This window comes from Gammaproteobacteria bacterium, from assembly GCA_041395445.1.
GTDB lineage: Bacteria > Pseudomonadota > Gammaproteobacteria > Xanthomonadales > Marinicellaceae > NORP309.
In genome coordinates, this window is record JAWLAO010000003.1 from 385831 (window position 1) to 399548 (window position 13718).

A 13718-nucleotide genomic window follows, 5' to 3' on the forward strand; every position below is an offset into this window, starting at 1 on the left:
CCTAAATAAAAATTTGTCAGTCATTCTATACCATTCATCTTATATTAGCAATATTGAATATAAGCTGAACGATAATAATATTTCTTGTTTAAACTATAATTCTGCATCCTTGACCATGAAATCAACTGCTGCTTTCACATCATCGTCAGATAACTCCATATTACCACCTCTTGGTGGCATAACGCCGTACTGTCCTTGATAGCCATTAATTGCATGCTCATAAACTTTACTTTTACCTTGTTGCAAACGGTGTTCCCAAGTGACCGTGTCTTCAACTTTTGGTGCGCCAGCTAACCCGGTTCCATGGCATAAACGACAAGTTGCGTCGTAAATTTTCTGTCCAAGCTCGTGTCCTTCAACAACAGCTGTTTCTTCAACAACATCTTCAGCACCAGAACCGTATCCTAATAGTGCTGTTTTAATTTCCAGCGATGCCGGGTCTTTACAATCTTTCATGCAACGAGTGTTATGAGTATCCGGTCTTTTATCCATCACAAAGCCATCTTCGTTTGGCATTTTGATTTCATGATAAGTATCGGCACTAAATACAAACTCTTCATCTTCGATGATATCGTTTAAATAAAGAACGTAAGCCGAAATCGACCAGGTTTCATCCCAGGTCAAAGACTGCGCCGATGGAAATGGCATCGCTCTATGCGTGTAGTCAATCAGTGTTGAAGCATAAGGCCAATAACTACCAACTGTTCTTTCCGGTTTTTGTGGATCAGTTAGTGTTCCTTCTCCACCTGCTAAAACAGGATTTCTGCCCACACCTTCACCGAAAGATCCGTGACAACTAGCACATTTTTTATCAAATAACTCTTCGCCATCAGCTGCTGTACCGCTTCCCGGTGGAAGGTTATGTCCGTGTCCGACTTCGATATGCCAACCGGCAATTTCTTCATCGGTTGCAGTTTGACCGAAGTTGAAAGGACCTTTTACCGAAATTTCTTTGTACTCAGCAGCAATGGCGCCAGGCATTTGAATTTCTTTCCCTTCAACTTTAGGAGTGTTATCAGACTTCACCTCTTGAGATTGACTGACTTCCGAGTTATTGCTTTGTGAGCAAGCCGAAATTGCTAAAGCGAGAACGGTAACGGTTAAACCTTTTGTTAAATTATTAAACTTGTACACTTTCCACCTCTCCGTTTTTATTTACTTTCCAAGTATGGATGGCATTGTTGTGATAAATACTAGAAACTCCACGAGCTTCTCGCAATTGTTCAATGGTTGGTTGGACATATCCGTGCTCATCTGTTGCGCGAGATTGAATCAGCATTTCTTCACCATTCCACTCAAACGGGAAGCTAAATCTTGTCCAACATTTGTCTAATACCAGGCCATTGAGTTCGGCTTCGTGCCAGTTGATTCCTCCATCAAAAGAAATATCAACATGTTTTATTTTGCCTGTACCGGTCCATGCCAGTCCATTCATAATATATTTTCCGTGTCCTTTCAAAGGTTTTTCCGGACAAGGGAATGTTACAATCGCTTTTGCTTCCATAATCCATGAAAACATATAAGCTTTACCAATCAGCTCTTCACGATTTGGATCTCTTGGGCTGATAAGGTCCGTGTATTTGGAAGTTTCCTCACGTTGGTACATTGGTTCTTCAGTGATTTCTAATCTCCTGAGCCATTTAATTGAGGTATTGCCTTCCCAACCCGGAGTTAATAGCCTTAAAGGATATCCTTGCTCGGGACGTAGGGCTTCGCCATTTTGTCCAAAAACAACCAACGTATCATCCAATGCTTTCTCCATAGGAATGGAACGGCTCATACCTGCGGAATCCGCACCTTCTGCTAATATCCACTTTCCTTCAGGTTTGACACCAACTTCCTCCAGAATTGTTTTTAACGGAACTCCAGTCCATTCGCAACAATTGGTCATCCCATGTGTGAATTGTAAACGTCCCACCTGAGGACCTTTCCATTCCATTGCTGAGTTTGCAGGGCATTCAATAAAGTGAATTCTTGATACATTTGGATAGCGTTTGATATCTTCCATGGTCAGGATTAATGGTTTCTCAACTAAACCATGAATCATTAATCGGTGATCTTTAGGATCAATGGTCGGAACTCCGCCGTGATCTCGCTCAAAAGCCAGACCATTTGGTGAAATCATGCCGTTTATCTCAGCAAGAGGAGTAAAGCTGATAGATGCAATCGAATCAGGCGTCAACCATGGAACTCTTTTACGAACGACATCTTCTTCATATTTGGAAGGGACTCCATAAGGATTGGTATTGACCGGTTTTCCAAGAGTTCTGGACCAATTTGGGACGTCAGGTGGTAAATTTCCGGCAGAAGCTGAACCGGCTATGATTACAGCTGATGTCGCTGCAGCTTGGCCTAAAAATTTTCTTCTGCTGTTTTCAGATGCTTTATTCTCTAATGCTCCAGAAAACGGTACTTCATTGTTCGTTTCATTATCTATTATCGATTTATCATCGGCCATGATAACTCCTATTGTATATTCATTAGCAACCTCTAATATTATCAAGAGAATAGGGAAAAAATCTAGATATTACTGTGAATATTTATGAAAAGACTTGAAAAGTGACTAATGGCACATGTGTATCGGTGTAATACATGTATAATACACCTATCAGTTAACTAATTGAGGTAATTAACATGAATACAGCCTATGAATTGAGTATCAATGATGAGGTAAAATCTCATTTTGAAAAAATCTTGCAGTCTTCAAGACAGCATAATGAACATGAAGTTATTGCAGCGGTTAAAAAGACTTTGGATAAATTGAATCGGCAAAAAGTTGAAAAGTATGTTGAAAGTCATATTGAAACATTAAAAACAATGTTGGATATGTTAACGGATAATGAATGGAATCTTGATGAGAAAGACAGGAAACATGTTCTGTCAGCAATGCAATATTTCACACATGAGGATGATATTATTTCTGATGATATTCCTGTAATTGGTTTATTGGATGATTGTATAGTGATAGATATTGTGGCTGAAAAGATAAAGGATGAGATAGAAGCGTTTGTTGATTTTAGAAATGTTGTAAAAGTTCATGCAAGGGACGAAAAGTTCACAGTTGAAGATTGGATTGAAGCCAAACGACAAGATTTGTTTAGTCGTATGCGCCATCGCCGAAACAGACGCAGAAGTAACAGCCGCACAAGAGGAACCAGTTTCTCAGTTGCGTAGTTGAAAAAATACCTCTCTTAAGCCCTTATGCTTGAAAAAGTATGAGGGCTTTATTTATTAAAGATATCTGAAATTGCAACCGGTGTTTTAATATAACTTCCCTGTAGATAATCAATGTTCGCTTTTAACAATTCTGATGCCAGACTGGAGTTATCAACCATGTGGGCAATAACCTCATAACCTAAGACATGTGCTTTTCTGATTGTTGAAGCAATGTTATTTGGATTTTCTGCATCGAAAAGATGCTTGTCTTCCAATGATGGCGGTAATAATCGTATCCAACTCACATTGAGTTTTCTGGCAGCTTTCCAAGCAATTGAGGAGTAATCAAAACTACCTAAACAAATTTTAATTCCTGTTTGTTTGATTTGTTGCCCAATTTCACCAATATGCTCAAAAGTGTCAACAACATCTTGCAAATGAAACTGCACATAGAGTGAATCTTTTGGTAAATTGAGTTGCTTGATAATTTCCAGTTTCTTTGCTCTTGATTCACGATCAGTATATGCAAGAGTCACTTGGTTTAATAGTACTTTTGGCGGAGAATTTTCATGAATTCCTGAGCGAATCACACGGATTGCACGTTCCAGAGCAAATCTGTCAATAACTCTGAGCAATCCGGATTTCTCTGCCACATTGATGTATTCAATGGTTTTAAATCTTTGAATGGAAGAGTCCGTGTCAATATTTAAAATAAGCTGGAAAATTTCTTCCTCCTCATGACGAGCAGAAACAATTGGATAAAATTGCCATGCAAGGTCACGAGTTTTAATCATATTTTCCAATCGAGACTTAATTGTATAAAAACGCGTTTCTTCAATACCTTTCTGAAGTTTTAATATTTCGCTCTGAGTTTCATTTGATTCGATGAGAATGCTTTCGGCTTTTTGCAATAAAGTATCGTGATCTTTTGCTTGTGGAATATTGGTAAGTACGATGACAGACATCTGAAAAGAATAATTCCTATCAACAACAGTGTAGCTATTATCTTCATACCAGGATTTAATATCTTCAGCAGTTTTTATAGCTGAGGCTTCATCTAAAGTATTAAACCCAATTACATAAACTCCATCAGCAATTTTTGAAAAAAAATCGACTGCAGGATTGGTGTTTGGGGTCTTTGAGCAAACAGTGTTGCATAATTTACTAAACCCTGAATAGCCGATTTCCCTTTGAATTTCGGTTTTATTATTAACCTTAAACCACATGAATGAAGCTAAAGGATTATCAATGTTTTCCTGGTAGAATTTCTGTAAATCAGACTCTTGAACATTGACCTTATGATAAACTCGATTCGGATTCAATTCATTGAGAAAAACCTGATTGTTGAGGTTTCGCTGAATACGGTTTTTAATAGAGGCAACCAATAAATCAGACTTGATGGGTTTGGTAATTAAATCATCAGCACCGGCATTAAGAACCAGCATTCTTGATTCAAGAGTTGTATCAGCCGTCAAAAAAACAATTGGAAGGAAACGATACTTGGGTTCTTTTCTAATAATTGAAACAATTTTGTCTCCTGTTACATCACCAAGATATAAGTCAAGTAATAATAAATCCGGTTTGTAGTCCGCAAGTGTATCAAGAATATATTCTGACTTTGTGATTGATTTTACGCTAAAGCCGGCATCTTTTAAAATATGCTCGGTAATTGCAATTTGGTCTTCATCGTCATCCAGAAACAGAACCTTTTGTCTCTCTTTTCCGAGTCCGAGCTGAAAATAACTGGAACTGAGTTCTGAGAATTTATCAGAATTTACTAATTCAATATTGTTATTAAGCAAAATGATTCGATTATCGACACTGAGGTTTTCGCCGATACAAATAAATCTGTTTTCAGAGGTGATATTGGTATGTTGAATAAGATCAAGCACACTATCAATTTGATTTATTTCGAAAATGACCGCATTCGGCTTTCTATCAGAAGTTTCAATCCTTGAGATGAGTGTTTGAATGGGAATAACCTTAATAGATGGAGCCAAGCTATTATTGATGTCCGATAAACGATCAGACAATGAGTAAATCAATACAGAGTCATTCATATATAGAGTTTAAAATTTGTTTAACAGAGAAATTAATTTGTTTCTTTGAAGTGGTTTTTCGATTATAGCATCAAACCCTAGTTTCTTATAGTTAGTTTTTAATTTTGCAGAGGGCATAGCCGACATCAAAATGATTGGAAGCTTTGGATAGGAATGTTTAATTTTTTTAGAAAAACTATCAGCACGCACATCCCCCAAGTTCATGTCAGTTAAAAGCACATCAATTGACTGAGTTTTAAGGATGTCATCAATATCTTCATTTGTGGTCGTTCTATGAATGACAAAACCGCTTGGTTCCAGCATAAAGGTGAGTAAATCTAAGATATCTTCATCATCATCAACGATTAGGACAGATAAATGACTCTGCTGTTTTGTGACAATATTATTGTCCTCAAGAGGCTTTATATCCGGTTTGTTGATGGGAATTATTAATTCAAATTCAGAACCGATATCTTTCTTTGATGATTTGAGATAAAGCTTTCCACTCATTGAGTTTGCCAGTTTTTGGCTGATATACAGCCCAATCCCGGAGCCGGCTTCACGGCTTTCTCCAACTCTTCCCCAAGGAGAAAAAACGGTATCAAGCTTGTCTTCAGCAATTCCAATTCCGCTGTCAATAATGGTAAAAATATAAGAGTGATTGCTTACTGAAAATACAATCTTTACAAATCCGGACTCCGTGTATTTGATAGCGTTATTCACTAAATTAATTAATATTTGACGAGCTTTAGGAGTGTCTATATAAATCACTTCGTCAGCAAGAGACTCTGTCATTAACTCTAACCCTTTATCTTCTGCAAAGTGATACAAAGTATCCTTAAGTTCTGAAATAAACTCTGAAGAACGGGTTGCCTCAAGGTGAATATCGCTTTCTTTTGCCTGTGAGCGACCGAAGAGTAATGTGTTTTCAATCGTGTGCTTTAAATGAATGGCATTTCTGTGAATGACTTTTAGAGAGTTTTTATCCAGCTCGCCATTCAGCATTAATTCTGAATAACCGATGATTGAAGTTAATGGTGTCCCCAGTTCATGAGAAAGCATGGCAATTAATGCTGCTTTTTCCTGATCGGACTTTTTAAGCTCTTGCTTGGCAATATTTAATTCTTCAGCCAGACGTTTGAATTTATTTTTGGAAATATTATCGTCATGAGCAAATTGTTGGTATTTTTGAGTGACTTGAAAAATTTCAGACTTGTTTACCAGCATAATATAGTCAAGATTTTCGCACTTTATAAAATGAATATCACAAACATTATTCTCATTAATGTTGAAGAAAGGAATTTTAAAATTTTCGGTAAAATTTTCTGATATCAGTATGGGTAGATAATCGGTAATGAAAGTACCATTCTCTGGCGGAAACAAACCTAATGACTCTGGATTTCCATGAGATTCAACAATACTTAAGTTTTTATCTATTCCAAGGCAAAAATATCCATGTCCTTCATTGAGTTTAAGCAAGAACTGTTTGAGAACCGGAGGGAACATCTGCTATTGACCTAAAAGTTTTTTTGCCAGTTCGTTAAAGCTATCTTCAACATTCTCACCCGTTTTGGCGCTTGAATAATGTATCTTTGAAACATATTGGCGAATTTTTTGTAAACTCTCTTCGTTCAGCCGCCATTGATCTTTCAAGTCGCATTTATTGACTAAGCAAATTGCAGGTATGGAATCTAAATCGGGGATGCTTACTTTCTCAAAAATATCAAAAGACTCAGGTTCTGTTCCGTCAAGAACCCATATAATCCCCTGAGTGCCACGGAGGTAATGTTTGTAATGTCCTTCTTGTTCGAACCCGGCGATATCCCAAAGTATCATTGAAATGGAGTCATCATCAATATCAACGGTCTTGGTGGAAATACTGACACCAACAGTGGTTTTATATTTTTCACTAAATTGGTTTTCAATATATTGACGTACCAAGCTGGTTTTTCCAACAGCAAATCTTCCAATGAGACAAACTTTTTTCGCTATTTTCATTGCTCAATATAGGTTTTAAACCTTACAATTTTTTTGCTATCATCAACATCATTGTTGAAATTTTCACATGGAGTTATAGATGTCCGCAAGTGTGATTCTTCAATCATGTTTTCAATAAGCAGGGCTTTAATCGAATCCGCTCGTTGTTGTGAAAATTTATCACTGTTTAGCCCTTGGCAATCACTTTCACCGATAATGGTAATTTGAGAGTTGGGAAATCTGTTTATTAAGGTTTTAATTTGTTCAATCACGGAAAGTAACTCTGAACTATGGCTTTCGGACTCATCAGAAATTACAACAGAATCCCTCTCAATCTGAGATATTATTTTCTCAGTGGAATCAGAGATATCAAGTTGGCTATCTTCAATAGTGACTTCAGGAAACTGTTGTTTGAGTTCAGTTATCAACTTGTTATGAGTAGCTAATTTTGTTGAACCATTAAGGGTTAGTTTGTCTGGCTCAATGTTATATGAAACCCCTTCTAAATTATTATGATTGAGAAGAAACTCTTCAACTTCCATACTGAAGTCGGGTTTAGTAGTATTGCGTATGCTATTGATTCCTGTTACTTTGTTCAGCCTGTCGAAAATGGACTTATAGGAATCATTCGGCAAGTAGCCAGTGAGTGATAAAGTCTTGTGATCAAGATTATAATTGACTTTGGAGTATGGTTTTAAAATGTTATTAATTCTTAAGTCAATAATTTCTTCATCCAATGAGATAAAAGGCTTTGTTTCAAGCTGAATATTGTTTTCTTTTAATTGACTTACATCAGCATCCGGATCGAGCAAACCCTTTGCAACAAAACCATCGCCACTTTTTTTTAGTTCTTGTAAGTAAAGCCCCGGTGTTGAGTTGACGATGTTCTGAGCCTGATTAAATTCAGTGTGTCTTTTATAAGCGAGATAACTTAATCCCGAGATAATCAATAAAAGACCAATGATCCAAGGTACCCAGTTGATTGATTTTTTTTCTTCAGTTATGTTTTTTGTGACCAGATAGGGTCGTAAAAAGTCCTCGATTCCGTCAATACTCTGAAAATTGTTGGTATCTAATAATGAGTCCGAGAAGTTGGAATGAATTTCTTCAATGAGTTTTTGATTGAGCTCTTTAAGTCTTTCAGATGGAGACCCTTTAACAATCATTGCCAAATAAACTTTTGGACCGGTTGCAATCAAAATTTGACTGTCGCCAAAGTCAGCACTCATTAATCCCGAGTCTGTCGATTGAAGTGAATCGCCCACAAAGTCTTTAATCGCTGTCAGCATCGCAGACATGGCGTTTTTGTCTTTAAGGGTTTCCTCTTTTCCTACATGCTGGACTAATAGACCGGTTTCATTATCAATAATGAAGATTTCATTGACCTGATAACGAATTGTTTTTTCAAATACAATTTCCGCAAATGGTATCCCGGTTTTGTAGGATTGCCATCTCCACTTAAGAGCCTTGGCTGAGAATCCAAGCTCTAATGTGCGGTTAATATCGGCTACGAATTGCTTGATACTATTCGTAACTGTTTTACGAATCAGTTGACCCATGATAGGTAAGAGAGAATCAATAATTGATTGCTTGTTCTCAGAAAACGTCTTTGTCACACCATCTTGAATCGGCTTAGCCAATACAATATCAAGTTTGGAGTCTTTTTTCTGTGCTCGCTTTAATGCATTGGCAAGAACCTTTGAAACTTCCTCAGTAAATTGTTCTTCAGAAAGAAGTTTTTTTTTCAGGTTTTCTAGTACTTCAAGCTCTTCTTTGATGAGAAGAGTCTTGAGAACATCTCTTTCCCGGGTCATTTCTAATCGGAAAGGTTGTTTGCCATTTCATTGAGAAGTTTTGCCAAATCATTTCTATGGCTCGCCTGATTGGACAATTTATCAAGCTGGTTCAGAATGTCTGCTTCGGTATCAATTAATTTATTTTCCAGTTTCGATAAATCATCGGAAAGCTTTTTATCGAGCCCTGAATTATCTGATTGTAATTCTTTGTTGATTTTATCGAGCTTATCATTGAGATCTTGTAGAGACTTACTGAAAGTTTTTTCCAATTTTTCGATGGTTTGTTCGATAATTTTTACTTGTTCGCCAAATAGTATATTCCGTATCTGGTCAACAGAGGTGTCCGAAATTTGTGATTTATTCGATTTGTCTGTCATTACTTATCCTTTCATTTGGTTAATAAGCTTATATCCCTGATGATAAACTGAAGCCAGCTTCCAACCATTCGTACCATTTAACATCAGTTTCTTTCTCAGGCGACTGATATGGGTATCAACTGTTCGGGTGCTGATTTCAGAACTTTTCATCCAAATGGACTCAAGAAGCTGGTCACGAGAAATCAACAAGCCTTCATTTTTAAAAAAGTATAAGGCAAGTTCATATTCTTTGTTGGTAAGTGAGATGTTGTTTCCTTTGTAAGAAACTGTATTTGTTAAATTGTTAAAAGTATAAGGAGATGAATCGAAACCATCTTTTTCAGACTCCTCGTCAAGAATTCTGCGACTAACAGCTTTGAGTCTGGCTTTAAGTATTTTTTCGCTAGTGGGTTTGATAATAAAATCATCGGCACCATCGGTTAATGCATTGACGATATCTTTTTCAGAATTTCTTGAGGTTAGAAAAATGATGGGTATATTTCCGTATCGACTGCCTTTAATCCAGTGCAAAACATCCATGCCGCTAATTTTGGGTAAATTCCAGTCAATGAGTAAAATATCCGGAACATCAAAAGAGATTTGCTTGATTAAATCACGCGCCTTCTCGAAAATCGTACACTCATACTCATCACTCAGCCATAGTGAGTACAAATCTGCCTGATCTGAATCATCCTCTAATATAAAGATTTTCATTCCTCTCCCACACTATCTTGTTATTTGACAGTATCATTTATTTACATTATTACAACAACAAATTGATATTGCAAGAAAATAATCATCTCACATAAGCATTTATAAAAATCTGAGGAATTTAATAATTTTCTGTTTTAAAGGTGTAAATGGGGCGCGAATGAGGTGATTAAAATTGATTCTGGATTGATGATAAACAGTTTTAAGATGGCTAAAACTGTTAAAGCCATTCAGTCCATGATAGCTTCCCATGCCGCTTTGACCAACTCCACCGAAAGGTATTCCTTGTTGAACAAATTGAAACAATGTTTCATTGATTGCAACAGATCCTGATAAAGTTTCCCGCAAAACTTTATCTTTAAATCGTTTGTTGTCGCTAAAAATGTATAAGGTTAAAGGGTTATCTCGTGAGTTTATAAAATCAATACTCTCTTCAACAGATTTGACAGAAATGATTGGTAAAATAGGACCAAAAATTTCTTGGTGCATGACTTTGCTATTGGGTTGAGGGTTTACAACAAGAACCGGAGGAAAAACCCCATCATTATTCGGTTCGGGTTTTCCTTGTGGATAGATGCATTGACCCGATGATTCACTATCAGCAACTAGTGAATTCAATCGGTTGAAATGGTTCTGATTGATAATCGCTGTGTATTCAGAGTTGTTTGTTATATCCGGATAACAGCGATTAAACTCTTCAATAATTGCATTTGTGAGCTGTTCAACTTTTGAAGATGAAACTAAAATGTAATCAGGAGCGATACATGTTTGCCCGGCATTGAAAAATTTGCCTCCAACAATACTTTTGGCTGCTTTACCAATATCGTAATCCTCCTCAATGACAACCGGTGATTTTCCACCAAGTTCTAATGTGACAGGAGTGAGATGGCAAGAAGCATTTTCCATAATGATTTTGCCAACAGCTGTAGAACCAGTAAATAGCAAGTGTTTGAATGGTAAACGACTAAATTCCTGGGCAACTTTTAAATCACCAACTGATACCAATACTTCATTTTCATTAAATACAGTTGAAAGCATATCCGCAATTAATTGCGATGTATTGGGTGTCATTTCAGAGGGTTTTATCATAACCCGATTTCCGGCAGCGATTGCTGCAATTAAAGGTGCAATTGCCAAATTGAAAGGGTAGTTCCACGGAGAGATGATTCCTACAACACCAAGGGGTTGGGGAATAATTTCATTCTTGGAAAACAAAAATTTCAAACCTGCCATTTTTGTGCGTGGTCGAGTCCATGATTTCAGATGTTTTAATGTATGGTTGATCTCCTCATTGCAAGTAAATATTTCTGCTAAAATTGTTTCGTTGGCACTTCTTCTGCCAAAGTCTTTATTCAGGGCAACTATCAGGTTTTCTGTATTCTCATTAATAACTTTCTTCAAACTTTTCAGACGATTGATTCGGGTGTTTATATCCAGATTCGGTGCTAAACTGAGTTTTTCAAATTGTTGTTGCGGATTCATAAACTTTCAATCTCTGTTGGTTTTATCTTTTATAAATTGGCAGGCTGATTTCGATAACAGCACCTGTCTCGTCATTATAGGCTTTGATGTTGCCACCATGCTCTTCCACGATTTTTTTGACTATTGCCAGTCCCAATCCCGAACCTCCGGTTTTTGTTGTTTCATAAGGTTCGAATAAATGTTCCATAATTTTTTCACTAAATCCCGGACCATTGTCACTAAGGCGGAGAATTAGCACATTGTCAATAGACTTGCTGATTGACGTTTTAATGGTAATTTTAATATTATTACTTGTCGCACTTTCCTGTGAATTCTTAATCAAATTGGTTAAAAGTTGTGAAAACCGAACCTTGTCAATAAACATAATTGGTTCCGGTTCAATTAAATCAAGGGTGAAGTCAATTCCGGCATTGGATACAAAGTATAAGTCCACCGAATTTTTAATCAGTTGATTGAGCCCTCCCGCTTCACGTTTCAGTTCCGGAGCTTTGGCGTAATCAGAGAATGCATTCACCAGGGTTTTGAGGTTTTCTACTTGTGAAATTATGGTCTGTGTTGCTCTGTCAAGGACGTCTTTATCCTCAGGTGGTAATTTGTTTAAAAATCTGAGTTGTAACCTCTCAGCAGAAAGCTGAATTGGAGTTAATGGATTTTTCACTTCGTGAGCTAATCTTCGTGCAACTTCTGACCATGCGGCATCTCGTTGTGCTTGGTTGATAATCGTTTCATCATCAAATACGACAACAAGCCCGCCTTCGCTTTCTTCTGTCTCATTGTCCGGAATGCGGCTGCCCCTAACAACAAGAATTCTGCGAGTGTTATTATCAATCAGCAAAATCTCCTGATGCCATTCTTCGTTATGGTCTTCGAGTTTAGTCAGTAGCAATTCAACCAAAGGTAATAAACTGCTATTCTTTATCGCTAAAAACTCAATATTTTGATTCAGAATATCTTTATCTTGTAAACCCAGGATTTTTCCGGCAGCTGAATTTGCCATTAGGATTCTTTGCTCGCTATTAATGCTTAATACTCCACTAGAGAGATGGAGCAAGACATTTTGTAAATACCATTTTTGGCTGAGAGCATCTGTTTGTGCTCTATGAGCTAATGCGCTGGAAGCAGCAATTTGTGAGGACATGGTATTGAATGATTTAACTAGGAAGCCAATTTCATCTTTGGAGCTGACAGGGACTTTCTGACTGTAATCTCCTATTGCTATGGAAGCTGTTGCTTTTGAAAGCAGGCTGATTGGTGCTACCAAGTTACGAGCTGACGAGAAAGCTCTGATGAGTGCTAGCAAAGTACTAAGTAATAAAACCAATCCCAAAATGATACTGAATGATTTTTTTAGTTGTTCCCGTTGATATTTTTGTTGGTTGTAATCCATCAAAGCAACTTCAATACTGTTTGCAAGAGCATTGTATTCAGGATTGATAGTGAAAATGCCTTGTAAAAATCTATAACTAGAAGTGATTTTTAATTCATTATCAAAACGTACCAAAGTCCGTATTTGCAATTGATTACCCGATTTACCCGGTTCGATTCGAGTGAAGTTCAAACCACTTCTGGCATCTCGAATAGCTGATAATGGTGGTGAGTCCGAGGACAAATCAAAAATGTCGGAATTGGCTTGATAAATAATTTTTTCACTTGCTGATATCAAAGTCAGGCTATAGGCGGTTGATTCCTCAAGATATTTGTCGAGGTAAATTGCCTGTCTGGGCTCATCAATTTCTCCCAGTTTTTGTGCTATGTTCTTTGTTTGTGCCAGTGCTTGTTTCGTTTGAACTTCGAGAAAAATTTGCCCCAATTTGAGTGAATCATTAAGTGCCTTATCCGTTTTGGTGTCGAACCACGAATCGATATAACTGTTTAAAAACTGAGTTGAAAAAATGTAAACAATCAAGACCGGAGGCAACGATAAAAAGATGAATGTTGAAACCATTCTCGAAGTAAGTTTAATCCCCGGTTCTTTATTTTTCCTTTTAATAAACAGCCAGACAAGTCTTTGAATGATGATAATTGAAAGAATCACCACTGCAAGAATAGAAGCGCCAAATAGCCAAAGATAAATTCGATTAAACTGTTCTGCACCTTTTACGGCTTCACCAAGTAAATAAAGAGAAAACAGCAGTATTCCGATAAGCAATAAAATCAGAATGTTTTTGTAAATTGTTCTGTATTTGGAGAGCTTGTTCAAA

General features: G+C 37.0%; 11 protein-coding genes. 1 reads left to right on the forward strand and 10 read right to left on the reverse strand.

The genetic code is table 11. The annotated features are described in order from the left end of the window. Positions 1–93: 93 nt before the first annotated feature. Together R3F25_07545 and soxC are read right to left on the reverse strand one after the other, a co-directional pair. Positions 94–1134, reverse strand: a complete 1041-nt coding sequence (locus R3F25_07545) for a c-type cytochrome (GenBank protein ID MEZ5496668.1) — start codon at positions 1132–1134, stop codon at positions 94–96. Continuing rightward, complete coding sequence (soxC, locus tag R3F25_07550; GenBank protein ID MEZ5496669.1) at positions 1121–2458, reverse strand: sulfite dehydrogenase; 1338 nt, start codon at positions 2456–2458, stop codon at positions 1121–1123. The genes R3F25_07545 and soxC overlap by 14 nt, the downstream gene beginning before the upstream one ends. A gap of 176 nt (positions 2459–2634) precedes the next feature. On the opposite strand from soxC, the gene R3F25_07555 reads away from it, so the two are divergent. After that, positions 2635–3174 (forward strand): YkvA family protein, encoded by a 540-nt coding sequence (locus R3F25_07555; GenBank protein ID MEZ5496670.1) that lies wholly within the window; start codon positions 2635–2637, stop codon positions 3172–3174. A gap of 50 nt (positions 3175–3224) precedes the next feature. On the opposite strand, the gene R3F25_07560 is transcribed toward R3F25_07555, so the two are convergent. The 8 genes from R3F25_07560 to R3F25_07595 all read right to left on the reverse strand — a co-directional run bounded on the left by R3F25_07560 (position 3225) and on the right by R3F25_07595 (position 13717). Next, positions 3225–5216: an EAL domain-containing protein gene (locus tag R3F25_07560; protein ID MEZ5496671.1), complete on the reverse strand. Its 1992-nt coding sequence runs from the start codon at positions 5214–5216 to the stop codon at positions 3225–3227. A gap of 9 nt (positions 5217–5225) precedes the next feature. Continuing rightward, positions 5226–6701 carry a hybrid sensor histidine kinase/response regulator gene (locus R3F25_07565; GenBank protein MEZ5496672.1) on the reverse strand — a complete coding sequence of 492 codons (1476 nt, stop codon included), beginning with the start codon at positions 6699–6701 and terminating at the stop codon, positions 5226–5228. Positions 6702–6704: 3 nt separating this feature from the next. Beyond that, positions 6705–7193: a Rab family GTPase gene (locus R3F25_07570; GenBank protein ID MEZ5496673.1), complete on the reverse strand. Its 489-nt coding sequence runs from the start codon at positions 7191–7193 to the stop codon at positions 6705–6707. Beyond that, positions 7190–8986: a hypothetical protein gene (locus R3F25_07575; protein MEZ5496674.1), complete on the reverse strand. Its 1797-nt coding sequence runs from the start codon at positions 8984–8986 to the stop codon at positions 7190–7192. The genes R3F25_07570 and R3F25_07575 overlap by 4 nt, the downstream gene beginning before the upstream one ends. Positions 8987–8988: 2 nt before the next feature. Continuing rightward, positions 8989–9345 (reverse strand): hypothetical protein, encoded by a 357-nt coding sequence (locus R3F25_07580; GenBank protein ID MEZ5496675.1) that lies wholly within the window; start codon positions 9343–9345, stop codon positions 8989–8991. 3 nt (positions 9346–9348) lie between these two features. Then, on the reverse strand, positions 9349–10038 hold the full coding sequence (locus R3F25_07585; protein MEZ5496676.1) for a response regulator transcription factor: 690 nt from the start codon (positions 10036–10038) through the stop codon (positions 9349–9351). 99 nt (positions 10039–10137) lie between these two features. Continuing rightward, positions 10138–11517, reverse strand: a complete 1380-nt coding sequence (locus R3F25_07590; protein MEZ5496677.1) for an aldehyde dehydrogenase family protein — start codon at positions 11515–11517, stop codon at positions 10138–10140. A gap of 22 nt (positions 11518–11539) precedes the next feature. Continuing rightward, positions 11540–13717: an ATP-binding protein gene (locus R3F25_07595; GenBank protein ID MEZ5496678.1), complete on the reverse strand. Its 2178-nt coding sequence runs from the start codon at positions 13715–13717 to the stop codon at positions 11540–11542. Between the last annotated feature and the right edge of the window lies 1 nt (position 13718).

Bases quoted from the DNA above. Each gene is read 5' to 3' on its own strand.
- R3F25_07590 (MEZ5496677.1), bottom strand. From the start codon at position 11,517: ATGAATCCGCAACAACAATTTGAAAAACTCAGTTTAGCACCGAATCTG.
- R3F25_07575 (MEZ5496674.1), bottom strand. From the start codon at position 8,986: ATGACCCGGGAAAGAGATGTTCTCAAGACTCTTCTCATCAAAGAAGAG.
- R3F25_07555 (MEZ5496670.1), top strand. From the start codon at position 2,635: ATGAATACAGCCTATGAATTGAGTATCAATGATGAGGTAAAATCTCAT.
- R3F25_07570 (MEZ5496673.1), bottom strand. From the start codon at position 7,193: ATGAAAATAGCGAAAAAAGTTTGTCTCATTGGAAGATTTGCTGTTGGA.
- R3F25_07580 (MEZ5496675.1), bottom strand. From the start codon at position 9,345: ATGACAGACAAATCGAATAAATCACAAATTTCGGACACCTCTGTTGAC.
- R3F25_07560 (MEZ5496671.1), bottom strand. From the start codon at position 5,216: ATGAATGACTCTGTATTGATTTACTCATTGTCTGATCGTTTATCGGAC.
- R3F25_07565 (MEZ5496672.1), bottom strand. From the start codon at position 6,701: ATGTTCCCTCCGGTTCTCAAACAGTTCTTGCTTAAACTCAATGAAGGA.
- soxC (MEZ5496669.1), bottom strand. From the start codon at position 2,458: ATGGCCGATGATAAATCGATAATAGATAATGAAACGAACAATGAAGTA.
- R3F25_07585 (MEZ5496676.1), bottom strand. From the start codon at position 10,038: ATGAAAATCTTTATATTAGAGGATGATTCAGATCAGGCAGATTTGTAC.